This window comes from Allobosea sp. GW823-FHT01F03, from assembly GCF_058798075.1.
The window spans coordinates 5,383,640-5,407,953 of sequence record NZ_CM179505.1 but is presented as its reverse complement, the minus strand read 5'-3'; the positions used below and the strand labels follow the sequence as shown (position 1 = coordinate 5,407,953).

The following is a 24,314-nucleotide window of genomic DNA, read 5'->3' as shown; positions in this document are numbered from 1 at the left end:
GGCGCGTCATTGCTGGGAAGGGGGAGGGTGCGCGTCATGCCTCTGGCCATATCCTCGGTTGCCTCGCCGAAACTGAGCGCCACGCGCGTTCCGTCGGTCCCGCGATCGGTGCGGCGGGGCGGTGCCTGGTCGCGCCGCCGTATCGCCGTGGTGACGGCGCTCGTGACCGGCGATCTCCTGGCCGCCGGGCTTGCGGTCGCGCTGACGATGCAGATCGCGCCGGCAGCGCTTCATGATGCCCTCGAAGCCGGTCTGGCCGGGATCGCGCTCGTGGTGCCTTTGCATGCCTCGTTCGGGATCTATGGTTGCTGGGGGCCCTGCCCGATAGACCGCCTGCGGTTGCGCGCGCAGGCGGCGCTGATGCTCTCGGTGATGGCGGTGCTGGCGTTCGCCGCCTGGCAGGGGCCGGAGAGCCTGGCGGCGATCCTCCTGCTTGGGAGCGCGCTGTTCGTCATCGGCCATTACACGGAAGGGCTGGTCCGGTATCTGCTGACGCGGGCCGGGATCTGGGGCGCACCGACCATCCTTGTCGGCCCGCCCGAGCTCTGCAACGCGATGGCAAGGCGGCTGCTGCGCGATCCGAAGCTGGGGCTGCGCCCGATCGGCCTGATCGGCGACCGGCCGGATCTGGAAAGCGCCGAGGCCGGGCCGGTTCCGATGCTGGGCGGCTCGGCGGATCTGGCCAGGCTCTCGGAACAGGCCGAGGTCGTCATCGTCGCGGCGGCGGCCCTGCTGCCGGGCGAGGGCTGGCCGGGGATCACGCTGTCGGATGTCCGGGCGCCGCATGTCGTCGTCGCCGAGAATGCCGATGGGTTGCCGAATGTCGGCATGCACACGCGCAATCTCGGCGGGGCGCTCGGCCTCGAGGTGCGCTTCGACCTGTTCCAGCCGGGGCATCTCGCGATCAAGCGCTGGATCGATCTCATGGTCACCGTGCCCCTGCTGCTGCTGGCCTCCCCCTTGATCCTGATGCTCGCTCTGGCGGTGAAGATCGCCGATCCCGGCCATGCCTTCTATCGGCAGCGCCGCGTCGGGCGCGACGGTCGTGAGCTCAACGTCCTCAAGCTGCGCACCATGTATGCCGACGCCGAAAGCCGGCTCCAGGAGCATCTGGAACGTAATCCGCAGGCGCGCGCCGAATGGGAGCGCTTCTTCAAACTCAAGGACGATCCGCGGATCCTGCCGGTGATCGGCCATTTCCTGCGCCGTTCCAGCCTCGATGAGCTGCCGCAACTCTGGAACATCGTCTGCGGCGGCATGAGCCTGGTCGGCCCGCGACCGTTCCCGGACTACCACATGGCGAGCTTCGACCCCGGCTTCCAGTCGATACGGGTCAGCGTGCCGCCCGGCCTGACCGGCCTGTGGCAGGTCAGCTCGCGCAGCGGCGGCGACCTTGAGGTGCAGCAGGAGGAGGATCTCTTCTACATCCGCAACTGGTCGCTCTGGCTCGACATCTACATCCTGCTCGAGACCTTCCCGGCGGTGCTGACGTCGCGTGGGGCGCGCTAGAGCCCTCGGCAGAGGACCGAGCCGGGCAGGCTCGCCGGAAGCGGAGAGAAAGGCGATGCGGAGAACCGATCGAGATGACCGCTCGGAAGGCAGGGCCGGGACGTCGGCTTCGATGCGCCGCGTTTCCGAAAGGCGATGGAAGCCGGGGCCTCCGGCCGCGGCCAGGCTGAGCCGGTGAGGGGCGGAACGGTGCAAGCGTCTCGACGTCTGGAGCTGCAGTGGTTGCGCGCCTTCGCCGCCGGCGAGGTCGTGCTCTGTCATTCCGACCTGCTGACCAAGCATTTCTCGAATCTGGCGATCGCCCGGTCCTGGTATCAGCCCTTCTCGGCGCTCGGCGTCGAGCTCTTCTTCATCGTCTCCGGCTATGTCATCGCCATGCGGGTCGGTGAGAAGGACACGGGCGGCGCCTTTTTCGCGGCGCGCGTCCTGCGGCTGATACCGATGTACTGGTTCTTCACTAGCCTCGTGGTCCTCGTCTATCTGATCAAGCCGGCCTGGCATCTGATGGGTTTCAGCCCCGATCCGATCAGCATGGCGAAGTCCTTCCTGATCCTGCCGCAGCAGGGCTTTCCGATCCTCGGCGTCGGCTGGACGCTCGAGCACGAAATCCTGTTCTATCTCGGCGTGGCGCTGATGCTGGCGACCGTCGGCTCGGGGCGTGGTGCGCGGATCGGCCTTGCCTGGCTGCTGACGGCGCTCGGTGCCGTCGGTCTGGCGCTCGGCTCGCCGGCCGGGCCTGTCCCCGGTGCGAGCACGCTCGGCGCCGCTTTCCTGACGCATGTCTTCAACCCCTTCATGCTGGCCTTCGCCCTCGGTTGGCTGGTGCGCGAACTGGAGGGACGCCGGGCCGCCGACCTCGCCCTGCAAGTGCTGCCGCCGGCTCTGATCCTGCTCTGGGCCGTCTGGGAGGCGCCTTCGGGCAAGCTGATGCCGCTCTGGCGCATCGCCGCCGCCGGCCTCGTTTTCGCCGGCTTCATCCTGTGCCGGCAGGCACTGCAGAAGGACAGCCGGCTCGGGCGCAGCATGGTGCTGCTCGGCGAAGCCTCCTTCAGCATCTATCTCTCGCACTGGTTCGTGCTCTCGGCCGGCGGCAAGCTGCTCGGCGGCCTCGGCGTGCCGGCGAGCTATGATGTTGTCGTGCGGCTGGTCGGGGTGGCGCTGGCGCTCGCGATCGGCGTGGCCTTCTACCTTGCGCTCGAGAAGCCGCTGGATCGCTGGCTGCGGCCGGGCGGGCGCCTGCGCAGTTTCCGGATCCTGCCGCACGGCGCGGCCGCCGCGCCGGCGCCGATCCCCAAGAAGCCGGGCTGAAGCGAAGAAGGGGGTCAGTGCGGAACGCTGGCACCGGCCGTCAGGCTACCCTGCTTTTCCTGGCCGCGGGCGCGGAAGTTCGCAAAATCCATCTCCACCGTTCCCCAGACGAAGCGCGGTGCCGGTGCGCCGGTGATGGTCCGGTAGCGGTTGCCGTCGAACAGGTTGCCGCCGCGTTCGATGATCGCGAAATTCTCCGCGCTCGGGTCGGAGACCGAGACGCCGCCGGCCGAGCCGCGGCCCATGAAGGTGATCTCGTTGTCGGTGACGCGATTGTCGCGTGTCTTGTAGAAGCCGCCGCCCACCTTCCAGCGGTTCTGGTCGATCAGCATGATCGCGCGACCGGATTCGCGGACGACCAGCACATTGTCGTGGACCAGCGCCTGTTCCGAGGCCGCGATCTGGATTTCGGCGCCCCAGTACCAGGATGCGCCGGCCTGATTGTTCTGCCAGAGCACATTGTTGCGGATGACGGCCTTCGAGGAGAGCTCGAAGAAGATCCCGGCCGAGCTGTTATAGGCGACGCGGTTGCCCTCGAAGGTGGTGTTCACGCAGCTTTCGTCGCACCACAGACCCGGCCCGTCATTATGGTGCACGTTGTTGTTCCGGAAGATGACGTTCTGGCTGACCGTGACCTTGATGCCGCCCGCATCCCAGCTCGGATCGAAGCCGGAACGGTTGTTGCCGAAGATCTCGTTGCCTTCGAACAGGATGTCGGTGCCGTCGGCCGTGGCGCCGATCTGGCCGTTGTCGTGGATCCTGCTGCGCAGGACCTGTCCGTTAGGGCCGACCGAGACGCCGGCCCCGCTGTTCAGCCTGAAGTCGCAATCCTCGATCCGCCAGTTCGGGCCGTCGCCACGGACTGCGCCTTCCTGGGGCGGGTTGGCGTATTTCTCGAAGACCAGCCCCTGGACCGTGACGTCGGCGGCGGCGCCGAACAGGGCATAGCGGGCGCGCGCGACCTCGACCAGGCGCCCTTCGGGAGCTTCGGCAATCAGGAATTCGTTGCGCAGCCGGTCATGGAAGAAGCGGCCGGGCCGCAATTGCGCGCGGTCGGCGACCGCCTGCAATGGCTTGCCGTCGAGAAAAAGGGCTTCCGGCCACTGGCAGGCTTCGTAGCCGGTCTTGCAGACCCCGTTGGCCGGGCCGGGCGCAGCGATCCCGGCGGCGCCCCAGACGCCGTCAACGGCGCGAAAGCCAGCGAGGATCGCGGCACCGCTGAGAATGGCGCCCGGTTCGCCGAAGAAGCGCTGGCCGCGCTTCGGCTGGGCCGATTGCAGCCGGTGCAGTCCGGCCTCGATGCAGAAGGTGGTGCCGTTCGGTGCCGTCGCGACGGCCTGCGAGAGCGAGTGCTCGCTCGTGATGCGAGTTGCGCCGGCCGGGCAGGCGGAGGCGGGCCGCGGTTCAGGGGCCGCCGGAACCGCCGCGCTTGCCGGGGCGGCGGTGAGCAGCAGCATGCCTGCTGCCGCGGCCTTCAGGTGCTCGGCGGCCATGCCGGCCTCCGGCGCTGCGCGAAATCCTGCAGCATCGAACTGCCGATGCCGAGCCCGATGATCGACCAGAACCAGATTCCCAGCATCGGTCCTTCGAGTGCGACATCGAAGGAGGCGTTGATCAGCATCGACAGGCCGTAGCAGCCGATCCAGATGAACAGTTTGGCAGCTCGCTCGTCGCCATGGCGCAACGCGGCGAGATGGCTGCGCACGAGCATGCCGAACCAGCACAGCAGCAGCACGATCCAGAGGCCGAGGCCGGGCACTCCGGCCCTTGCCAGAATGCCGAGATGGACGTTGTGCGGGGCCCGGACTGGAGCACCGCCCCCCTCCGCTCCGACGACATAGCCGTCATCCTCGGCGAGATTCACGCCGAAGCCCTTGCCCGTCCAGAAATATGGGCCGCGCAGCGTGTAGTCCTGGATCGCCTGCCACCAGCGCAGGCGCCAGGTCTTGGTACCGTCGAGATTGGAGGCCTCGCTGCGCCCGATGATGCTCTCGACATTGTTGATCAGCTGGGTCGGGCCGATCACCCGCCCGCTTTCGAGCTCCACCTGCAGGCCGAACATCAGGACGATCGCGAACACCGCGCCGCCTCCTGCCGCGATCGGTATGAGCTTTCGCACCTGACCGCCGAGCACGGCCGCGAGAAGCACCGGTAGCAGGAAGGCGAGCATCGCCCCGCGGCTGATCGCGATCATCAGGAAGCCGACGAGCACGGCAACGAGCCAGGGCCAGGGAACGCGACGTAAGCCCAGCAGCACGAAAACGGTCGCGCCGCACAGATGCACCGCCGCCTCGCCCATGCGGACATAGACTACCGGCACGCCGGAGAACGGCCAGGCCAGCAGATGCGAGAGCGAGCTGGTGGTGTAGGCTAGGGCCGCGCCGGAAAGCCCGTAGAGCAAGGCGAACCGGCTATAGGTGCCGAGCAGCCGGCCGAGCCGCGCCGGCTTCTGCAGCAACAGTGCGACGATGATGAAGGCGAAGGTGCCATAGAGCGCGATGACGCTGTCGCGCAGCGCATCGAAGCCGTGGACCGGGATGCCCGGCACGGTCCGCACCGCGACCCATCCCATGAAGGCGAGGAGCGCGAGGCTCGGTACCGTCATCAGCATGGCGATCCAGCTGCGCGATGCCATCAAGGCGAGCACGCCGAGCACGAGCGTGATCTCGCCGATGAACAGCGGCGGCACGCCGACATAGGCGAAGCCCTTGCCGAAGATCGCGTAGCCCGCCAGCACGAAGCAGAGCAGCCCGAGATAGCGATCGCCCCAATCCGGCCGCGCCCGTGCTCGCGGTGCCGCGGCGAAGCTGGCCGGCATCTCGACAGAGAGGTGTAGCGGCATGCTCGGCGCCTCTCATTTTCTCGTCGCCAGGGCGTTTCCGTTTTTTGTGGAATCGGGGAAACGCTCCAATTCTCTATTTCATCGCGTTTTCTTCATGCGAACCGGCGCTCGCTTCGCTCGAAACTGCTCCAGGCTATTGAAGACGTGTCGGGGGCAGGCCGTCGAGCGGGCGGCAGAGGTACCCCGGCTGGCGCAGCAATGCGGCCGATATGGCCCTCAGCCCAACCGGTGCAGCAGCTTTCCGGCATGCTGGCGCAGCCCGGAGGGTAGGAGGTGGTAGCATTCACGCAGCACCGGACGGATACGCCCGAGATAGGTGGCGGCGAGGCGGCCGCGCCGCGAGACCGGGATGAGATAGTCCGCGATCGGGACCTCCCTGTTCGCCCATTCGAGCTTGTGTCGATGCGCCGGCGCCAGGAAGTCGAAGACGTCGATCGAGAGTTCCGGGCAGCATTCCAGCAGATGCCAGAACAGCAGCCGGCCGGGAGCGTGTTTCGCGAAGCGCAGGTCGTAGCTCTGGACCAGGGACCAGTAGCGTCCTTGGCTGACGGCGCCGATCTCGATGGCGGCGATCTCGTCGCCGGTACGCAGATAGGCCGCCAGAAGCCAGCCCTCCCTGGCGAGACGTAGCAGGCAGCCCAGGCTCGCACCATGAGCGTAGCCGGCGCTGACGGCCCCCTTCTCCTGTTGCCAGACCCGCTTCAGCGCGAATGCGTGCTCGATCAGCAGACATTGCTCCTCCGGCCGCTGTGCCAGCGCGAAGCTGACCGGCCCATGTTCCGCGAGCTGGCGCTGATGCCGCCGCAGCGCCTGACGCGTGCGGCCCGTGCGCTGGCCGTCGGCGCTGCCGCCGTCGAGGCTGCGGAAATCGAGCATCGGCGCACTCGCCTGCGAGCCTGCCACCCGATGTCGGGCGAGTTGGCTGGCGAGCGCCGTGTCGTCGCGGACGCGGCGCAGCTCGATGGTGTCGACATCATGCCAGTTGCGGACCATGTCCCAGGCGATGCCGAACAGCAGGTCGCGATCTTCCCGCTTGTCGATCAGCACGTCGCCATATTGGGTCGCGGGCTCGCCGAGATGATGCAGGATCCGGCAGAAAGAGAGCTGCCGGACGGAGAGAGGCCAGAGCAGCACCAGCGTCCGGCCGCGCCAGATGGTCGCGATCCGGGGCGTTTCCGGCTGACCGCAGGCCCGCGCCGCCTCGACCCATGCCTCGCACCAGTCGGGGCTCTGGAAGAAGCTGGTGCTGGAGCTGCGTCGTTCGAGATCGCGCCAGGGGCCGAGCAGTTCCGCGTCCCAGGCCGCCTCCTCGCAGCGCAACGTCGTCTCCGGCCAGTCGACCGCGGACAGGAAATGAATCGAAGGCACGGACTCGTTCATGCTGCCGCCTCCCGCAGATCAAGAGATTTCATCGGCCAGCCTGTGCCGGGCCGCGCCTCCAGGAGAGTCTGCCCGCCTGCTGCGACAGGCTGCGCAGGCGCGCGAGCCCGCGGCGCGTGAATCCCTTGGCCAGGCGGCCGACATAGCGTGCGTAGCCGGCTGCGTGTCCGAGGGGGCCATCGGCGAGGGAACGGGCCTTCAGCGCATAGGCCGCGCGGCGCGAGGACAGGTCGGTCGCACGCTTTTCCGGGTCGGCGTAGAAGGAGGCGATCTTGCTCGCTCCCATGCCGGGCGTCGCCAGCCAGCGTGGCACATGCACCGAGCAGAGCCGCTCGACATCGCACAGCACCTTGTTCGTGCCGGTTCCAGCCGCCGGACAGGAGGTGCCGAAGGCGTCGCCGACCAGCACCACGCCCGGCTGTTCGACATTGGTCGAGACATAGAGATCGGCCGGTCGCACGCGTACCGTGCCCTGGATCGCGAAGGGACCGATCAGCGCAGCCAGCCGCGGCATAACGCTCGTCAGCGCGGCTTCCGGCGTTTCGCGGATCGCTTTGAGCCAGGGATCGTCGAGGCCGCGATAGGTCATCAGGTTGGCGCGCATCACCGTGCCGAGACGGAACAGGGTGAGATAGGCGATGCGATCCTGTGGCCGTTCGCCGTAATAGGTCAGGGAGTCGAAGGGCAAGCGCGCGCTCGCGGTCGGCACGACATCGAAGCCGATCGTGACCGAATGAGTCTGGCTGAGCGTCTGGCAGCCTATTCCCAGCGCGCCTCGCAGGGCGCGATTCAGTCCGTTGGCGAGCACGACAAGCCGGGCCGTCACGACCTCGCCATCCGCGAGCGTGACCGTTTGCTCGTCGTCGCTCAGGCTGATCGCCGCCACGGTCCCGTTCAGGAAGCGCACCTGCGGCGGAATGCCCCGCCGGACTGCACGCACCAGCGGCTGGTAGAGGATGCCGTATTGCTCGACGGCGAGCTTGTCGGCGAGGCGCCCGAGCCGTGCGACCCAGAGCTCGCGATTCTGCGTCACCGCCGGCAGGACCAGCCCGTCGAGGCCCATGCGCCGCAGCAGGCGGATCTGCGAGGGGTCGAATTTCTCACAGCGGAAATCCGGCCGCGGCGGATCATGGGGGTCGATCAGGAGGACGTCGTGGTCCGTGCGGCCGAGCATCACGGCGGCGCTTGCACCGGCAAGCCCGCCTCCGACGATTACGATGTCTGCCGAGCGCGCCATGGCGTCCTCACTCTTGCGGGTCTTTGGCAGCCTCGCCACGTAGCCGGCGCCGGAGCTGGGCGAGGGTGGGGCGCAGACGATGGTAGAGCTGTCGCGCCGCCTCGCGGCCGCGTCGGTAGGCCTTCTCGCGGCTCGCCAGGAAGAGCAGGCGCAGCTTTCGGCCGGGCTCGACGTCGATCAGCAGATCGCGCACTTCGTGGCGCTCCGGCCAGCGTTCGGCCTGCTGGCCGGTGTCGCGGTGATTGCAGGAATCAGTGAAGCTGATCGTCGGATCGGCGAGCAGGCGCATCGTCGTATGCTCGAGCAGCAGAACGCCGGGCGAGAAGCGGCTATAGGTCTCGTCATAAGCGGTGCGCCAGGTGAAGGCTGCGTCTCCGCACAGCAGCACCACCCACATCGCGATCGGCTTCCCGTCCAGCCGCAGCGCCTCGATCCTGACCAGCCGACGCTCTGCCAGGCCGAGAACCAGCTCGCGGGCAAAACGCCCGGTGTCCGGATTGGATGCGAGCGCGCTGTGGCGCGCGGCTTTCCAGCCCGAGGCCTCGAGCCGGAGAAACTCCTCCAGCGCGGTCGTCACTGCGGCTGGCTCGTCGACGAAGCTCAGCGCCAGCTCGCCCTCCTTGCTCAGCTGGCGTCGCTTGCGGGCGAAGCCTTGTAGCCGCCGCGGCGACATCGAGGCGGCCCAAAAGGCCTTCGGGTCGTCGGAAGAGGTCAGGCCGGCGCGAATCCGCGTCTCCAGCAGCCGCGCACTGCCGGCTCCGCCGTCCAGCACGGTCTCCAGAGCCTCCGTCACCGCAGAGCCCCCCGACATGTCGCCGGCCTGGATCAGCTTGGGCAGCTCCGGCATCCGGCGGATCGCCGCCAGCATCGCGGCAAGGACTGTCGTGACCTGTCTGCCGTCGATGACCGGCGTGCCGAGATAGGCGACCGGCCCCGGCGGGCAGACCAGGGCCTTCCAGGGCCAGCTCAGCCGGGTGTGACGCTCCACCAGCAGCCAGGCGCCGAGAAGCCGCGGCGGGACTTCCGCCGCCTGATCGTCGGTCCAGGCCAACAGGACCCGCACCCGATCCGGCCAGGCGCAGGCGAATGCCGTTGCTACCGCTGGGTCCATGAAGACGTTCGGGATTGCTGCGCGGCTGACCAGATCGGCCCAGTCGTCCCGCAGGTCGGCAAAGTCGCGGGCGCTCGCCAGCTGTATCCGTGGCGTCTGCGCCGGCCGGGACGGGCTTGCTGCCTGATCATCTGCGAAACGGAGCGGTTCACCCGCTGGCGAGACCCGGCTGAAGCGCGGCAGGGCAGCGCTTTCGCTCACGGCTGCACCTTGCCGGCCTTGCCCGCCGGCATAGCCGGGGCGGCGTGGTGCTGCCTTGCCGCCTGCAGCAGCGCGCGCATGCGCCGAGCCATAGCGCGCAGGCGGCGATGCGCGATCTCCACCGTGCTGACCAGTCCGAAGGCCAGGCTTCGCTGCGGCCGCACTGTGATGATCAGGTCCGAGACCTCACGCCGGCCGGCCCAGAATTCGGCCATGTGACCGGTATCGTGATGATTGCAGGAATCGATCGCATGCAAGGCGGGGTCGGCGAGAAAGCGGTTGGTGACCTCCTGGTGCAGCAGCAGCCCGGGGGCGCAGGCGCGATGGGCTTCGTCATAGGCGGACTTCCAGGTGAAGGCCGTCTCGCCGGATTGGACGGTGACCTGCATGGCGATGGCCCGCCCGTCGAGGCGCAGGGCGATGATCTGGGCCTGATGGCGGTTCGCCAGCGCGAGGATCGTCCGTTTGAAGAAGCTCGCCAGCGCCGGCGTGCGCAGGATCGCCTGCCCGCGGCTGCTCTTGCGCCCCTTCCAGCCCGAAGCCTCGAGCGTGAGGAATTCTTCGATGGCCGGCGCGATCTCGCCGTCGTCCGCATGCCGCGTGCAGCTGACGAGGCCTTGGCGCCCGAGTCGCTGCTGCTTCTTGCGCAGTGCCTTGGCGCGGCTGGGCGCGACCGGGCTGGCCCCGCTGCCTGCGACCGATTTAAGCAGCGCGGGGCGAAGCCGGGTTTCGAGCCGGGTGCTGGATGAGCCGCGCCGCGCCAGGACGTCAGCGACGACAGCGGCGACGGGCCCGCTCGCATCGAGGCTTCCGATGCTCAGAGTATCCGGCAGCGAGCGCTCTGTGGCGATCGCGTCCAGCATGCCCGAAAAAGCCGCGGCGGCGTTGTCGCGGTCGAGCACGGGGGTGCCGAGAAAGGCGTGCTCGAGCACCGGCGTCTTGAGCATCGGCACCGGCAGAAACGAAAATGCGTGCTGGCGCGCCAGCGCCCAGAGACCGACCAGTCGACTGGGTGTATCGGGCTGCGGCGCGCTCCAGGCCAGCAGTACCGCGATCTCGGCCGCGCGCGCATCGGCTGCCGCTGCGATGAGCGACGGCTCCAGAAAGGCGTTGTCGGCCAGAGCGCGGCCTGAAAGGCCGCGCCATTCCCGCTCGATCGTTGCCAGACGCTCCGGCGTGGTGATTTCGACCGAGATGGTGGCCTCGCCGAGGTCATCCATCACCTGCCGCGCAACGTGACGGCGTGACTCGTCCACAAGATCGACGGGACCCTGTTGCACCAGCGCTCTCCCCGAGGGTTGGCGCCATTATACGGTTCCGCCCTCCGAGAGCGCTTCTGGCAAACGGGTTAACCCCATTTTGACGCGGTACTCCGACCGGAGCGCGCGCCGTGGATCGATCCAGGCGGCAACACCGCACGCCGTGCCGACTGCCGCGGAAATGTCGGGGGTGCGGTCAGCGCTTCGCATTGGTCGCGGCCCGGCAGGCGACGGAGTGCTTCCGTCGTCCGATCCGCAGCAGCGCCTGCAACTGAACAGCCTGAAGCTGGGCCGTCGGATCCCCAGGGGCCGTTGCATCGAGAAAAGCTGGGAGGTTTGGAAGTGGACGGCGAAAGAAGCGAAGACCGGCGTTCAGCACACTGATCCTATGGAACGAAAAATTGTGCGTTGAAGCCGAATTCGCGGAGATGGATAAGAATAAATTCTAGGTTATGAAATTTTGATCGCGTCGAAAACGCCTCTCTAAGCTACAAATTCCCCTAGGTTCGACATATCCCGATTGGGGTGGGCTGCCCGCGTCGCCAGTTGATGAGGGCTGCTTCGCATGTCGTGTGCGGGTATCGAGGACAAGCCATGGGCGAGAAGGACAACGGCCTCGATCTCGAGAAGCTCTACAATGTCGTGGTCGCCCCGGAGACCTGGCCGGACGTCCTGAACGACATTGCTCGCTCGGCCAATGCTGTCGGGGCGTGCCTGGCGACCGATGTCGGCAGCAAGACGTTGATCGCAAGGCCGGTTTCGCCCGAACTGGTCGCTCCAATCGACGACTTTCTCGACAGCGGTTGGTACAAGCGCGACTTGCGGGGTTACCGCGCCTGGCCGCTTCTTCGCCAAGGGCGGAAAGTGCTGATCGAGCACGACGTCTCCACCGAGCAGGAGCGGCGCAACAGCGCCTACCATAACGAATGGCTCCGTCCTTGGGACCTGCCGTGGTGGGGTACGCTGGGGTTCTCGCGAGATGGCCAGCATTACGGCCTGGTCATGCTCAGGAACTCCAGGCAAGACGCTTTCACATATGAGGAGTTGCGACCTCTGTCGGGTCTTCGGCACCATCTGGCTCGCGTGCTGACCTTGATCGAAACGCTGTCGACCCAGCGCGCCGAAGCTGTGCTCGATACGATGGAGCTGATTGAAAGGCCTGCGTTCCTCCTCAATGCGGCCGGGCGGGTCATCCGCCTCAATACCGATGCGAAAGCTTTGCTCGGGTCGGACTTCACCCTGTCGCACGGGGTGCTGCGCACGACGCATGCGGAAAACAGCGAACGCCTGCAGGCACTCATCGCCACGGTCCTGGCACCGGGCATCTCCGTTACCCGGACGGAGCCGCATTGGATGGTGCTTCGTCGACTGGGACGCCGGCCGCTCATCGTCAAGGCCATGCCGATCATCGCCGGCCTTTCGGATATCCTCACCGGCGCCAGGGCCCTGCTGACCGTCAATGACCTCGAGAGCAGCAAGCTTCCGACGCCGGAGAAACTGCGCGAAGCATTCGGCCTGACGCCAGCCGAGGCGCGTACGGCGCTCCTCCTCGCTGCCGGGGAGGACCCCGTTTCCGCCGCGCAGACGCTCGGGATCACCTCAGGAACGGTGCGCGACCATTTGAAGATGATCTTCTCGAAAACACACACCCGTCGTCAGAGCGAGCTGCTCCAACTGATCGAGCGCATGCGCGGATCATAGCCTGGCTTTGGCTGAGCTGGGGGGACGGGGCGGATGGAGTTGACCCGGCTTCGTGGACGGCCTCGAGGTCATTTCCTGGAGCGGACGCTGCCGTGCTTTCGAGCTGCGCATCCCCCGGTCCGGATGTCGGGAATCCTCGCGATACAGAGCCCCCTGTTCCGGGGATGGAGCGGTGACTGCTGGCTCCCTAGGCTGTCCGCGAAGATCCGCGAGGTTTCGATGCGCGCCCGCCTTGCCTGTCTGGCCGTCCTGACGCCTGCCATGATGCCCGGTGCCCTTGCCGCCGGGCCCTGTCCGGCGGAATCCGCGCTCTACGTCCAGCGGGGCGACAACGGGACAGAGCTGGCCTTGCTGGCGGCAGGATCGTTCGGCACTGCCGCCTCCAATCTGTTTCTGCGCGTTCGCACGGCCCGGCAGAGCTACTGGTTCCGCATTCAGGCCGCCAATGGCTATGGTGGCCTGACGCTTGAAGCGATCCGCGACCCGTCGAGCGTCGCTCCCGCCGAGCGCGGCCAGCCCATCGCGGCCGCGTCGGACACAGCCGAGCCGGCCACGCCATTGCGCCTCATTCCCCTGCGTCGCGACCTGTCCGAGATCGCGGACGCTCCCCGGGCCGGATCAGCCGCGCCGGCCATCCTTTTCCTGCCCGATCTCGGCCCGACGCTCTGGTACGATTCCGCTGAGCTCGGCGGCAGCGGCGAGCGTGAGATCGTCAGTCGTTCGGCCTTCGTGCTGGCCTCATGCGGGCGACGTTGACAGCCTTGCCCGGCATCTGGCCCGGGCGATCCCTGTGGGCCCTGCTGGTCGGGCTGGTCGGCGGTCTGCTGGCCGCCGCGATCGTGCTCTCGGTCTCGACCGGCGGCCTGTTCTTCCCCATGCTGCTTTTCCTCAGCATCGCCAGCCATGGCTTTGCTCCCCTCGCCGCCGCGCTGCTCCATCTTCTGGCCATTGTCGCGCCGGTCGCCCTGATCGCCCTGCCGGTCTCGGACCGTCTTGTCCTGCGCTGGCGGCGCGGCCGTCGCCTCCTGCTCGTCGTCGTCGGGACGCTCGCCGGCAATTGGTGGGGGGCCGCTTACGCCAGCTATCTGTTCGAGGACGAAGGCGCCATCGGTCTGGCCGTGTTCGTGGCGGGGATCGGCGGCTTACTTTCGGCACTCGCCTATCGGCTGGATCGCCCGGCCGCGCCCGGCTGATCGTTCCTCAGACGATTCCGCGCCGGACCGCCTCTATCGCCGCCTCCGCCCGCGACGAGACGTTGAGCTTGCGATAGACGCTCTTCACATAGCCGGCGACGGTATGAGAGGTGAGGCCCAGGACCTGGGCGGCCTCGGGGATACGCAGCCCTTTTCCGATCAGGGCGAGCACCTCCTGTTCGCGCGGCGTCAGCATCACCGGCTCGGCGGCGGGCTCGGGCTGCCGGCGCGCGAAATGCGTCATGATCCGCCGGGCGACGGAGGGGGACAGGGGCGGCTCGCCGGCGTCGATCCGGTGCAGGTAGCGCACCATCGTATCCTCGTGCTGGTCCTTCAGCAGATAGCCCTGGGCCCCGGCCGCGATGGCCTCGAACAGATGCTGGTCATCGTCATAGATCGTGGTCACGATCGGGCTGAAGCGCGCATGCTGCGCCGCGATCTCGCGGATGAGGTCAATGCCGGAACCGTCCGGCAGGCCGATATCGACGAGCGCGATGTCCTGCGGGCCCTCGGCGCGGTCGCGCCCCCGCTCGTCGCGCAGCCGTGCCCGCGCGCTCGCCATGGATGTCGCCTCGCGTACGGTGATGCCGGGAAAGGCGGCCTTCAGCATCGCCACGAGCCAGCGCCTGGTGTCGGGCCTGTCCTCGACGACGAGGCCGGTGCGGTCGGCGCGGTGCTGCGGCTCTGTTCTGTCCGTCATGCAGGTTGCGTCATTACCGGGAAGGGGCACGGATCGTTACGATAGGCTCTGCCTGATCCGCTCGCGACCCCGTGATCGCGGGGATCATGGCTGCGCCGTCCTGGCCGGCTCACCGCCATGCGCGATGCGGCGCAGCGGCAGCGAGATCGCGATGCTGGTGCCGCGCTCGACAGGCTCGAAGGCGATCTCCCCGCCGAGTTCGGCGATGCGTCGCCGGATGCCGAGAAGCCCGTGGCCGGTCCGTGCCTCCTCCGTCGACGGCGGTATGCCGTCGCCGTCGTCGCGGATGCGCATCGACAGCATGCCCTCCGACAGGCGCAGCCTGACCTCGACCGCACTGGCATGGGCATGGCGAATGACGTTGGTGATGATCTCGCGGTGAAGCGAGATCAGTCCGCGATAGACGGGGTAGTCGAGCAGGCAGTCGCTCTCCTCCTCGCCTTCGAGCAGCCAGCTCAGCTCGATGCCGGCCATGTCGAGCCTGTCTCCGGTCTCGTGCCGCAAGGCGGCGAGAACCTGCGAGAGCGGCAGGCAGTCGGCGGACAGTCCGCCGACGATCGAGCGGATGTCGGCGAGCGCGTCGCGCAGGACCCGCTGCACGTCGTCGACCCCGCTCTTGTGCAGGCCCGAGAGCAGGCGCGCTCCGACATCGTCATGCAGGTCGCGGGCGATGCGGTGGCGCTCTTCCGTCCGGCCACGCTCGTACTCGCTGCGGCTCGCTTCGGAATAGCGCATCATCCTGACGAGCTGCTCGGCGAGCTTTGCGTCCCGCGAGCCGAACAGGCGCCGTCCGGCCCAGCCATAGCGCAGGGTGAGCGCCGGCGTATCGGCGACTGCGGGAACCGCGAGGTCGAGCCCGTCCCGCAGGATTGCGGCCTGGGTGACGGCCTCGCTCGTCACGACCTGATCGACCGGCTCGAACAGGCGGCCGAGCAGCGAGCGCCAGAGCCGCGAGCGTTCCGTGGCTGAACCCGTGAAGGAGATGTCGATGACCGCCTGGAACAGTTCGTGCCGCTCGACGCTGCGCCGCTCGACCAGCCGTTCCCAGAGCAGGCTTCGCAGCGGCAGATAGGCGAAGCCGACCAGCAGCAGCGACAGGCCGAACGAGGCGGTCGGCTGCAGATGGAGCAGCATGATCAGCAGGCCGTCGGCCGCCAGAAGCAGCAGCAGGCCGCCGGCATAGAAGAGAATCCGGAACGCCCATTCGTCGAGGTCGAACAGCCGGTATCGCGAAACCCCGAGCGCGAGGCCGGCATAGATCAGCAGGAAGAAGCCGAAGGCGTGCCCCTGCTGGACGGCGGGGGCGGTGTCGAACAGCACGGGGCTGCTGATCAGCATTATGAAGGGCAGGGCGCCGATGATCACCGAAAGCCCGATCCAGCGCAGCATTGCGCGGCCGCGCGCATCGCGGCGCACGGCGAAGCGCTGGACGATGATCAGGCCGATAATGGCGAGCATCTCGAGAAGGGTCGGCAATTGCGCGCCCATTTGCGGGCTCGGCAGGGCATGGGCGAGGTTGAGCAGGATCCAGAGCGCCACCGTGCCGCTGAGAAGGCCCAGCACCCAATTGGGGACGAGCCGGCGCGGATAGACCAGGAACAGGCAGATGACCACGATGCCGAAGCCGACCGCGCCGATATTGTTGAGCGCGGCGAGGAAGCGGAACAGGCTGCCGTCGATGGCGAGCTCGCGCGAGGAGTAGATCGCCGCCGCGAAGGCCGAGAGCATGATCATCGCGCCCGACAGGGCGAAGAGCCGGGTCGAGAGGTCCCGGGGGCGCAAGGCCAGTACCCAGGCGCCGATGAGCAGCGAGCCCAGGCCGGTGACGATCTGCACCCAGAACGCCGAAGGCAGCGTCGTCAGCGGCCGTTGTGATGGGGCGATCGTCAGGATCGACGGCGCGCCGTCCGGCGTCGCGACATGCAGCGCGACCTTGCCGGAAGCGAGGACCGAGGCCAGGAGCGACTGCCTGGCGAAGAAGGCCCTGATCAGCTCGTAGTTGTCGATGACATCGGGTTCTTCGATGACGTCGGTCGCGGCGAGGCTGATGGCGGTCTCAGGAGCGATGGCGCTGGCTATCGCCAGGAATTGTCCCGGTTCGACCTTGCCTTGCGCCGGGCCGTCGGCATGAACAGCGGTGATCAGAACCTTGTCGCCGGATGGCTCGCCGACAAGCGTCAGGCCGAGCCAAGGCTGGCGCAGAACGGTCACGAGCACCCCGAGCGTTGCTGCAAGGCAAATGACGACGGCAATCTGCAATATGCGGCTCGGAAGCCAGAACACCATCGTCCAACGCCAGCCGCCACATTCCGGAGCTGGGCATCGCTCCCGTGACGGTCCCCACTGCAAGCCGCAGGACAGCATCGCAGCGATCCCTGACCTTGTCGACCGCGTATTCGGCGAGTTCCTGTGGAACCTAACCCTTATGACTTCTGCGTCATCCGGCGCGTATCCTCGTTAGCCTCGCCGGTCGATCTCGTTTCGACTGTCCTGCTGCGAACCGCTGGGTCAACGGCAACGGCGATGGCGGATCGCATTGTTCCAATCCGCCCGTCCGGTGACGAGACCGGCAAGCAGGAAGCCGCCATCATCGAGCTTGCGGGCGACGAGACCCGGCCCCGTAGGCTCCGGCCACCAGGGGAAATCGCGGCCGAAGCGCTTCACGGAGAAGCGGGTCATGGGCCGGCTGCCGTCACGGCGCGGAACGGAGCGCACGATGCTGCCTGGGCTCGGCGAGACGATCTCGACGGGGCGTTCGCAATCGGCTCCTCGGGCGATGATCGTCTCGAAGCCGGGGCGTTCGGCAGGTTCGGTAGCCCAGCGGCCAAGAAAATAGGTCAGCTCGGCCTCGTCGGCCGTGACCGGTTCTGCCCGAGGCCCACCGGGCAGGCCGAAGAACAGAAGCCCTGACGCGATGACGGCCGGCAGCAGTCGGTGCTGGACACTGGCTATGCTCACGCCGCTCGCCCTTCGACGACCGGTTCATCGTCCAGCCGCAGGATACGGTCCATCCTTGCCGCGACGCTGTCGCGGTGGGTGATGGCGAGCACCGCCGCGCCGGCATGGCGTTGCAGGAGCGTGTCGAGCACGCGCCTTTCCGTCGCCGGGTCGAGCGCGGACGTGCTCTCGTCGAGGATCAACACATCGGGCGTGAAGAACATCGCCCGGGCCAGGCCGAGCCGCTGCTTCTGCCCGGCGGAAAGTTCCACCCCGTCCTGTCCCAGCCTGGTGTCGTAGCCATCAGGCAGGCCGGCGATGTCGTCGGCGAGGCCGGCGAGCGTCGCCGCCATCGCGATCTCCTCGCGCCCGGCATCGGGTTTCGGCAGGGCGATATTCTCCGCAACGCTGCCGGTGAAGATGTCGATCTCGTGCGGGACCACGACGATCCGGCGCCGCCATGCCCCCAAGGGCACTTCGGCCGAACGCCTGTCACCGAGCCGGATCTCGCCCTCGCCCTGCCGGGCGCGGATCAACAGGTTGGCCAGCGTGCTCTTGCCGACGCCGCTGCGGCCCAGCAGCGCCAGCGTCTCGCCCGGCGCCAGCGTGAACGACAGGCGGTCGATCACCGGCTGTTCCTGCGGACCATAGGAGAAGGTGAGGTCGCAGATGGCGAGAGCCTCGGCTGCTGCCTCTCGGGATGTCGACGTCCAATCCACCGCCTCATGCGGTGGCGTCGCGAGCCGGCGCAGACAGGCGGTCGCCACGATCATCGCCTGAAGATCGTCGACGACCTTCAGCGCCGACAGTGCCGGGGCGGTCAGGGCGCCGCCGAGCGAGAGCAGCAGGACGAAGCCGCCGATGCTCGCCTGCCCCGACATCACGCTCCAGCCGGCCAGCAAGATTACCGCGGCGATGATCGCACCGCCTGCAAAACGGCCGGCGGCGTCGAGCCCCGCCGACAGCCTGACAACGGAAAGATGGGACGCGCTGTCCTGGTCGAGCCGCTCGCGGAAACGGCGCTCGGCGAAGGCGTGAGCGCTGTTGCGGCGCAAGGTCTCGATATAGGCGACCGCCTCGATCAGATGTCCCCAATATCGGCTGCGGGCCTCGAACCAGCTTGCCTCTCGCCGGCGCAGGCTCGCAGCGGCGGCCAGATGAAGTCCGGCCAGAGCCGCAACAAGAGCGCCGGCGGCAAGGCCGATCCGCCAGTCGACCGTCAGCATGGCACCGAGCAGAATGATGACGGTACCGACCCCCAGCGCGAACTCGGTCAGCCGATCGCCTGCCCCCTGGGCGAGGCGGTCGACCTCCTCGAAAGCTCGCCCGAGCACGCCCTGATCGCGCGCAAGCCCACTATCGGCAGGCAGGCGCAGCATCGTCCCGAAGGCCGGCAGCAGCAATTCCCGCCGGAGCGCCAGCGTCGCCTGCGCGGCAAGCAGGCGACGGACATAGGCCAGACCGCCATCGACGGCGCCGAGAACGAAAATCAGGCTCGCGATCCCCGCTACCAGCCCGGCCTCGTGGCCGATGAAGCCCTCGTCGATCAGACCGGCGACCAGCCAGGGCGGTAGGAAGGCGAGGATGCTGAGTGCCGCGGCCGCTGCCAGTGCCGGGAGCGTCCGTCGCCGCTGCCGCCAGAGCATGCCGCCGAGGAGGCGTCCCAGGCGGGGCTCGCCGGACGCCGGCAAGCCTCCGAGGAGGGCAGCGAGCCGGGCCGGGGCGGGCGGCGGCGTCATGGCGCCTCGAGCAGGTCCGCCATCGCCTCGGCCATCGGCGCCTTCGTGGCGAGCTCGACCCAGTACCATTGGCCGTTGGGGTTGAGTTCGAGGAAGACGTGCTCGCCTTCCGGCGTCACGATCAGGTCGAAGGCGCCGAAGCGCAGGCCGCAATGCCCGAGATAGGCGCGCAGCGCGGCGTCGATCGCCGGCGCCAGCGGCTCGATGCGATGCGGCAGCTTGATCGTGTCGACCGCGCGCCAGTCCTGCTCGGCCCCCTCGACGCCCTGGCTGTCGATCCGGCAATTGAACAGGCGGTCGCCGATGATGGTGACGCGCAGCTCGTGATCCTTTTCGATCGCTTCCTGCAGATAGGTCGGGCAGAGCGCGATCGAGGCCTTCAGGCTGGCGAATTCGTCGGGCGCGACGCGGCGCGTATAGGCGACGTGATGGGCACCCTCGATATAATGGCTGCCCATCAGCATAGGCTTGCAGATGACGCCGTGCGGGCAGCCGGCAAAGAACGCCTCCGCCTCCTCCGGATCATTGGTGATGATCGAGCGCGGGACGCGCAGGCCGAGGCTCTGCGCCATTCGAAGCTGCGGGAATTTGCGCTGGTGGCGGCGGTTCTCGTCGGGATTGTTGATCCAGGGAACGCGCCCGTCCATCGGCAGGAAGCCCATGAACTCGCGCATCTCGTCCTTGATGTAGCCGATGACGCCCTCATCCTCGATTCCGGGCGGCGGCAGCGAAGGTTCCGGCTTGCGCATCCAGACCGAGCGCAGGCCGTGCGGGAACAGGCAGTTCCGCCCCCAGATGTCGGAGATGCGGATCGCGCCTTCGATGCCATCGCTCATCGTCACGCGGTACTCCTCGTGAAAATGATCGGTGTTGAGCCGGAAACAGGGCACGCCGCGTTGCTCCAGGATGGCGAGCACCGCATCGACATGCGGGTCCAGCTTCGTGGAGATCATCAGGACGGCCGGGCGGGCATTCGTGGCAGGCATCGGCGAGATTCAGCGTTGTGGGAGGACAGGAAGCGGTGGCGAGCGAGCCGGTTCGCCAGATCGCCATGCACCCTGCCGGGCGCGGAGAGGCGATCTGTCTGCTTGTCGGGGCAACGGCCGAAAGCCGAAGCCGGTCAGTTGCCGAGCACGTCCGAAGCCAGGTCGGAATCCGAGGTGCGGCCGGAGGTCGAGCTGACGTTCCGCGAAGTCGACGACTTGTGGAAGAGCACGGTGCCGCGCCAGGTCTGCGTCTCCGAATCGTAATAGCCGAGCTCGCCGTCCTCGTACTGCTCGAGGGCATAGGGTTTGGAGTTGGCGAGAACGAAGGGAAGCGGCGTCTTCGTCGGATGAGCTTGGATTTGCATGAGCGCTCCTTTGCGGCAGGCGCGATCGAGATCGAACGCCCACAGACTATGTCGCTGCTTTTCTCGGCGGCCATCCCCCCGTTCATGGGGCCTGCGACGGAAAAGCGACTGGCTTCGGGCTGGCGAGCCGGTTTCTTCGCGCCGCGCCGTCCCTGCTCAGGCCGCCGAGTGGAGGACGAGGCGGACAAGGCTCGCGACGAGCAGCCAGAGCAGGAGAAGCAGGCACAGCAGGCTCAACGCGAGCGATCCCCAGAACCAGATCGGTTCCTCCCGTCGCCGGATGGCGCCGGGCAGCCGCGGCAGGATTCCGGTCCGGAGCGCGCCCGAGATTTCCTGCGCCAGCAGAATTGCGACGCAGGCCGAGCCGAAGATGCCGAGTACGGGGACGGTGAACGTGGGAAACCGTGCCAGCTCGGTCAGGCCGAGATAGAGCAGCAGGCCGAGGGCGCCGCAGAGCAACGCTGTCCTCGCGATCTGGACCAGATGCTCCTTCACGGCCCCGGCCGCGAAGGGCAGGCGGCGCGGCCGGCCAGAAGCCGCTCGACCGGCGCACGGTCATCGGTCAGGAGCATCGCGCATTGCCCCATGGTCGCGCGCAGTCCCGTTTCGCCGTCGAGGCGACGCCAGCTCACATCGCGCGACGCGGGCGGCTCGCCGGCAGCCATGATGCTCACTGGCACCGTGATCCGCCCGGCGTCCGGAACGGAAGCCGCACTTTTCCAGGCGGCCACGACGACATTGGTCGAGCCCGGCGTCCCGGCTTCCTCCGCCCGCCAGATCTCGACCGCCGCATAGTCGAGAGCGAGCGTCTTCGCGAGGCTGCGCGCGAGCAGCAGCGTGTCGGCGCGATCGATCACGTTCGACAGGAAGACGCCGGTCTCGCGCAGCCGGGCATGGACCAGCGCGCCGAATTCCCGCGTCACGAGATGCGGCGGCGCCGTGCGCGTGCGATAGGCGTCCATCAGCACGACGTCGTAGCTCGGCCGGGCAGGCTGGCTCCGCAGGACGGCGCGGCCATCGCCGATCACCGTATGCAGGGCCGGGCCGGTCGCGGCCATCGCCGTCGCGGCCTCGGCTGCGACGACAGGATCGAGCTCCGCGACGAGCACCGAAACCGGCGGGCTTCGGTTAGCCCAGGCCCGCGGCAGGGTCGCGCCGCCGCCGCCGATGACCATCGCCTGCCGGTCGGCAGAACGGGCGAAGGCCATGGCCGCGAGGCGGTCCGCCAGCGCGGCATAGCCGAGATGGAGGGCGCGCGGGTCGTCGAGATCGGAAGCGCTGTGCACGCCCTCGTCGAGGATCATGAAGCGCAGCCGCGTATCCTGCGGCGAGGTCGTGTCGAGATAGCGCACGCAGGTATAGCGCGACTCGATCGCGCAGGCGCTGCTCCAGCCGAGGAATGCGATGCCGAGCCCGGGCGCGAGCAGGCCGATCGCGCGCAGCATGGCGGCGGCCGGGCGTCCCCGCCAGGGCAGCAGCGCCAGACCGACCGTCGCCCAGGTCGCGGCTGCGGCGAAGGTTAGCCCGGCCGCGCCGACCTGCTCGAGCAGCCAGAAGCCGGCTGCGACCGTCCCGGCAACGCTGCCGGCGGCCGATGCGGCATAGATCGCCGCCACCTGCCTGGCCTGTCCGGGGAGGCGCAGCGCCAATTGCAGGCGTAGTGCCAGAGGCGTCACGAAGCCGGCGGCGATGCTGGGCGGCAGGCACAGGGCGGCGAGTCCGATGGTCGAGGCGAGGCCGGCGCCGTCTTCCGTCGCCAGGGCATTCGCGACTGGTGCAGCCAGGGCCGGCATCGCGATCGCGGCGCCGCTCGCGCCGAGGTAGGCTGTCGCCATCAGCCAGAGCAGGCGTGCGGGGGGCGGCTGCGGCCCTCCGGCCCTGCCGCCGAGCACATGGCCCAGGGTAAGGCCGAGCAGCACGGCGATGATCGCAGCGGTCCAGGGCAGCAGCGATTGGCCGACATGCGGCGCGCCCAGCCGCACGATCGCGAGCTCGACGGACAGGCAGGCCGCCGCGGAGAGGAAGACGGCCAGCGGCAGTAGCGCAACGATCATGCGGGGTGCCGCGTGTCGGCCCGAAACGCCGTGGCCGTCAGGAGGGCGGCTGTCACGAGGCCGAGCGCGGCGATGGCGAGGCAGGTGCCGCGCGTGCCGAGCCAGTCGAGCCCGAGCCACAGCACCGCCACGGCGCCGGCTGCGCTGCCGGCGGCACCGGCCGCATTGGCGATGCCGACGAACGCCCCGTGCCCGCCGCTGTGGCGGATGATCGCCAACATCACCAGCGGCGGTGCGATTCCGAACAGGAAGCCGGGGCCGAGCGTCGGCAGGGCGGCGAAGAGCGCAAGCCGCCAGCGTGCGACCGGATCGGACGCCACGAGCCAGCTGTCGAGCGCCGGCAGCAGCAGCGGTGTGGCCGCGACCATTGCCGCAGCCCCCGCGACGGCGGCTGCCGCCCGGCATAGCGAGCGCTGCGCTCCGCCGGCGGAGCAGCGGCCACCGACCTGGTTCCCAAGCGCCCAGGACAGCAGGAAACCAGCGATGATCGCGGTCCAGCTGTCGGTCGACATCCCCGCATAAGGCGCGACCAGCCGCGCCGCCGCAGTTTCGAAAGCGAGTGCGCAGGATGCGATCAGCGCTTCCGCCAGAAGCAGGGCATGAATCATGGAATGCCGCAGGGGATGTCGAAGCGCGTCGTCATCCCCGCAGTTGCGTGCGGATCAATCCGTTGTGGTAGCCCCCATCTCGGGGGGGGGGGGGGCGATCAGATGCCGGCGCCACCGCGTGATCGATGCCGTTGCGTTCTACCTAACGCTGCTCGCCATGCGGCAGGGCAGTACAAGGCGCACCGGCAGCCGAGCCTAAGGCCGCTTTCCGGTTGCGATCGCGCTCAGGAATTTCGCGATCGTCAGCGCCCCGAGATAGGAGGTGACGCCGGTTCCGACGTCGAGAGGCGGATTGACCTCGACGAAATCGAAGCCGACGACGGCGAAGCGGCGGGCGACCATGTCGAGAATGCCGGTAAGCTCGTCGAAGCGCATGCCATCCGGCTCGGCCGAGACGCAGCCCGGGACCAGTGCCATGTCGTAGGCGTCGACATCGATGCTGACATAGACGCTGGCGCCGTCCGGGATATGGGCGAGGGCTCCGGTGGCGCCGACCTCCCGTAGCTTCGGCATGGTGACGATGGTGCTGCCATTGGCGCGCGCGTCGCGCACATCGCTGGCGCGCGTCCTGAAGCTGCGAATGCCGATCTGGGTCAGGCTCTCGACATGCGGCAGAGCGTGCAGTTGCCGGAAGGCCTGCCCGTTGGTGTGCCGGAGATCCTCGGTGACCGCCCCGTAATCCATATGGGCATCGAGTTGCACGACATGGACCGGCCGGTCATAGCCCTGCAGGATCGGGAAGGTGATCGAGTGATCGCCGCCGATGATCACGGGCTTGCCGCCGCGCGCCAGCACCGCACGCACCGCCTGCGTCAGATTCTGAAAGGTGCGCGCCGGGTTGGTCGGCCAGATGTCGACGTCGCCGCAATCGACGAGACGGCCCGAGGTGACGAGGTCGGGCGCCAGGACGCTGTCGCTGTCGATATCATAGAGCCCGCCGGTGCCGAAGCGGAGCGAATGCTCGCGGATGACGCGTGGCGCGAAGCGCGCGCCCGGCGCGAAAGGCGAGCCCTCGTCGAAGGGGACTCCGATCACGGCGAACTCGGCCGCGAGGGCCGCCATGTCCGCGCAGTAGTTTGCGCGCAGGAAAGTCGGCACGCCGACGAAGCCGCGGTTCAGGCGGTCTGCGGCACCACGCATCTCGGTCACGTCTTGCTCCATGGAAATGGCGAGCGGGTCGCGGC

The 24,314-nt window shown here is 68.2% G+C and carries 21 protein-coding genes; 5 read left to right on the top strand and 16 right to left on the bottom strand.

Annotation, left to right across the window (positions count from 1 at the left end; genetic code table 11):
* Window positions 1-36: 36 nt before the first annotated feature.
* Window positions 37-1,509 (top strand): exopolysaccharide biosynthesis polyprenyl glycosylphosphotransferase, encoded by a 1,473-nt coding sequence (locus AC3RCC_RS25855; RefSeq protein WP_492257048.1) that lies wholly within the window; start codon window positions 37-39, stop codon window positions 1,507-1,509.
* A gap of 222 nt (window positions 1,510-1,731) precedes the next feature.
* Window positions 1,732-2,817, top strand: coding sequence for an acyltransferase family protein (locus tag AC3RCC_RS25850; protein ID WP_492257047.1), 1,086 nt, complete (start codon window positions 1,732-1,734; stop codon window positions 2,815-2,817).
* A gap of 14 nt (window positions 2,818-2,831) precedes the next feature.
* On the opposite strand, the gene AC3RCC_RS25845 is transcribed toward AC3RCC_RS25850, so the two are convergent.
* From AC3RCC_RS25845 to AC3RCC_RS25820, 6 genes are all read right to left on the bottom strand, one after another.
* Window positions 2,832-4,310 (bottom strand): right-handed parallel beta-helix repeat-containing protein, encoded by a 1,479-nt coding sequence (locus AC3RCC_RS25845; protein WP_492257046.1) that lies wholly within the window; start codon window positions 4,308-4,310, stop codon window positions 2,832-2,834.
* Complete coding sequence (locus tag AC3RCC_RS25840; RefSeq protein WP_291638147.1) at window positions 4,292-5,659, bottom strand: O-antigen ligase family protein; 1,368 nt, start codon at window positions 5,657-5,659, stop codon at window positions 4,292-4,294. Before AC3RCC_RS25840 ends, AC3RCC_RS25845 begins: the two co-directional genes overlap by 19 nt.
* 216 nt (window positions 5,660-5,875) lie before the next feature.
* A complete protein-coding gene (locus tag AC3RCC_RS25835) occupies window positions 5,876-7,039 on the bottom strand; it encodes a GNAT family N-acetyltransferase (RefSeq protein WP_492257045.1) in 1,164 nt (387 codons plus the stop codon).
* Window positions 7,040-7,067: 28 nt separating this feature from the next.
* Window positions 7,068-8,276 (bottom strand): FAD-dependent oxidoreductase, encoded by a 1,209-nt coding sequence (locus AC3RCC_RS25830; RefSeq protein ID WP_492257044.1) that lies wholly within the window; start codon window positions 8,274-8,276, stop codon window positions 7,068-7,070.
* Window positions 8,277-8,283: 7 nt separating this feature from the next.
* Entirely contained in the window at window positions 8,284-9,387 is a 1,104-nt protein-coding gene (locus AC3RCC_RS25825) for a GNAT family N-acetyltransferase (protein WP_492257043.1), read from the bottom strand.
* A gap of 197 nt (window positions 9,388-9,584) precedes the next feature.
* Window positions 9,585-10,868, bottom strand: coding sequence for a GNAT family N-acetyltransferase (locus AC3RCC_RS25820; protein ID WP_492257042.1), 1,284 nt, complete (start codon window positions 10,866-10,868; stop codon window positions 9,585-9,587).
* Window positions 10,869-11,441: 573 nt separating this feature from the next.
* Here AC3RCC_RS25820 and AC3RCC_RS25815 point away from each other — a divergent pair.
* The 3 genes from AC3RCC_RS25815 to AC3RCC_RS25805 all read left to right on the top strand — a co-directional run bounded on the left by AC3RCC_RS25815 (window position 11,442) and on the right by AC3RCC_RS25805 (window position 13,741).
* Window positions 11,442-12,548: a helix-turn-helix transcriptional regulator gene (locus AC3RCC_RS25815; protein WP_291638152.1), complete on the top strand. Its 1,107-nt coding sequence runs from the start codon at window positions 11,442-11,444 to the stop codon at window positions 12,546-12,548.
* Window positions 12,549-12,767: 219 nt separating this feature from the next.
* Complete coding sequence (locus AC3RCC_RS25810; RefSeq protein ID WP_291638153.1) at window positions 12,768-13,304, top strand: hypothetical protein; 537 nt, start codon at window positions 12,768-12,770, stop codon at window positions 13,302-13,304.
* The gene (locus AC3RCC_RS25805) at window positions 13,301-13,741 is read left to right on the top strand and encodes a hypothetical protein (protein ID WP_492257041.1); all 441 of its coding nucleotides are present in this window, start codon (window positions 13,301-13,303) and stop codon (window positions 13,739-13,741) included. The genes AC3RCC_RS25810 and AC3RCC_RS25805 overlap by 4 nt, the downstream gene beginning before the upstream one ends.
* A gap of 7 nt (window positions 13,742-13,748) precedes the next feature.
* Here the strand turns inward: AC3RCC_RS25805 and AC3RCC_RS25800 are convergent, their stop codons facing one another.
* The 10 genes from AC3RCC_RS25800 to AC3RCC_RS25755 form a co-directional block, all read right to left on the bottom strand.
* Entirely contained in the window at window positions 13,749-14,441 is a 693-nt protein-coding gene (locus AC3RCC_RS25800) for a response regulator (protein WP_452118745.1), read from the bottom strand.
* Window positions 14,442-14,525: 84 nt separating this feature from the next.
* Window positions 14,526-16,658, bottom strand: a complete 2,133-nt coding sequence (locus tag AC3RCC_RS25795; protein ID WP_492257040.1) for a sensor histidine kinase — start codon at window positions 16,656-16,658, stop codon at window positions 14,526-14,528.
* 291 nt (window positions 16,659-16,949) lie between these two features.
* Window positions 16,950-17,399, bottom strand: coding sequence for a hypothetical protein (locus AC3RCC_RS25790; RefSeq protein ID WP_492257039.1), 450 nt, complete (start codon window positions 17,397-17,399; stop codon window positions 16,950-16,952).
* Window positions 17,396-19,117: an ABC transporter ATP-binding protein gene (locus tag AC3RCC_RS25785; protein ID WP_492257038.1), complete on the bottom strand. Its 1,722-nt coding sequence runs from the start codon at window positions 19,115-19,117 to the stop codon at window positions 17,396-17,398. The genes AC3RCC_RS25790 and AC3RCC_RS25785 overlap by 4 nt, the downstream gene beginning before the upstream one ends.
* Window positions 19,114-20,103, bottom strand: coding sequence for an MvdC/MvdD family ATP grasp protein (locus AC3RCC_RS25780; protein ID WP_492257037.1), 990 nt, complete (start codon window positions 20,101-20,103; stop codon window positions 19,114-19,116). The genes AC3RCC_RS25785 and AC3RCC_RS25780 overlap by 4 nt, the downstream gene beginning before the upstream one ends.
* A 134-nt stretch (window positions 20,104-20,237) precedes the next feature.
* On the bottom strand, window positions 20,238-20,468 hold the full coding sequence (locus AC3RCC_RS25775) for a hypothetical protein (RefSeq protein WP_291638160.1): 231 nt from the start codon (window positions 20,466-20,468) through the stop codon (window positions 20,238-20,240).
* Between the two features lie 156 nt (window positions 20,469-20,624).
* Window positions 20,625-20,963, bottom strand: coding sequence for a hypothetical protein (locus AC3RCC_RS25770; protein ID WP_492257036.1), 339 nt, complete (start codon window positions 20,961-20,963; stop codon window positions 20,625-20,627).
* Complete coding sequence (locus AC3RCC_RS25765) at window positions 20,960-22,522, bottom strand: fused MFS/spermidine synthase (protein WP_492257035.1); 1,563 nt, start codon at window positions 22,520-22,522, stop codon at window positions 20,960-20,962. Before AC3RCC_RS25765 ends, AC3RCC_RS25770 begins: the two co-directional genes overlap by 4 nt.
* Window positions 22,519-23,130 carry a fused MFS/spermidine synthase gene (locus tag AC3RCC_RS25760; protein WP_492257034.1) on the bottom strand — a complete coding sequence of 204 codons (612 nt, stop codon included), beginning with the start codon at window positions 23,128-23,130 and terminating at the stop codon, window positions 22,519-22,521. Before AC3RCC_RS25760 ends, AC3RCC_RS25765 begins: the two co-directional genes overlap by 4 nt.
* A gap of 195 nt (window positions 23,131-23,325) precedes the next feature.
* A complete protein-coding gene (locus tag AC3RCC_RS25755; protein WP_492258833.1) occupies window positions 23,326-24,270 on the bottom strand; it encodes an arginase family protein in 945 nt (314 codons plus the stop codon).
* Between the last annotated feature and the right edge of the window lie 44 nt (window positions 24,271-24,314).

Coding starts and splice junctions, on each gene's coding strand:
- AC3RCC_RS25855 (WP_492257048.1), top strand. CDS start 37: ATGCCTCTGGCCATATCCTCGGTTGCCTCGCCGAAACTGAGCGCCACG.
- AC3RCC_RS25845 (WP_492257046.1), bottom strand. CDS start 4,310: ATGGCCGCCGAGCACCTGAAGGCCGCGGCAGCAGGCATGCTGCTGCTC.
- AC3RCC_RS25840 (WP_291638147.1), bottom strand. CDS start 5,659: ATGCCGCTACACCTCTCTGTCGAGATGCCGGCCAGCTTCGCCGCGGCA.
- AC3RCC_RS25835 (WP_492257045.1), bottom strand. CDS start 7,039: ATGAACGAGTCCGTGCCTTCGATTCATTTCCTGTCCGCGGTCGACTGG.
- AC3RCC_RS25830 (WP_492257044.1), bottom strand. CDS start 8,276: ATGGCGCGCTCGGCAGACATCGTAATCGTCGGAGGCGGGCTTGCCGGT.
- AC3RCC_RS25825 (WP_492257043.1), bottom strand. CDS start 9,387: ATGGACCCAGCGGTAGCAACGGCATTCGCCTGCGCCTGGCCGGATCGG.
- AC3RCC_RS25815 (WP_291638152.1), top strand. CDS start 11,442: ATGGGCGAGAAGGACAACGGCCTCGATCTCGAGAAGCTCTACAATGTC.
- AC3RCC_RS25810 (WP_291638153.1), top strand. CDS start 12,768: ATGCGCGCCCGCCTTGCCTGTCTGGCCGTCCTGACGCCTGCCATGATG.
- AC3RCC_RS25800 (WP_452118745.1), bottom strand. CDS start 14,441: ATGACGGACAGAACAGAGCCGCAGCACCGCGCCGACCGCACCGGCCTC.
- AC3RCC_RS25785 (WP_492257038.1), bottom strand. CDS start 19,117: ATGACGCCGCCGCCCGCCCCGGCCCGGCTCGCTGCCCTCCTCGGAGGC.
- AC3RCC_RS25780 (WP_492257037.1), bottom strand. CDS start 20,103: ATGCCTGCCACGAATGCCCGCCCGGCCGTCCTGATGATCTCCACGAAG.
- AC3RCC_RS25775 (WP_291638160.1), bottom strand. CDS start 20,468: ATGCAAATCCAAGCTCATCCGACGAAGACGCCGCTTCCCTTCGTTCTC.
- AC3RCC_RS25765 (WP_492257035.1), bottom strand. CDS start 22,522: ATGATCGTTGCGCTACTGCCGCTGGCCGTCTTCCTCTCCGCGGCGGCC.
- AC3RCC_RS25760 (WP_492257034.1), bottom strand. CDS start 23,130: ATGATTCATGCCCTGCTTCTGGCGGAAGCGCTGATCGCATCCTGCGCA.
- AC3RCC_RS25755 (WP_492258833.1), bottom strand. CDS start 24,270: ATGCGTGGTGCCGCAGACCGCCTGAACCGCGGCTTCGTCGGCGTGCCG.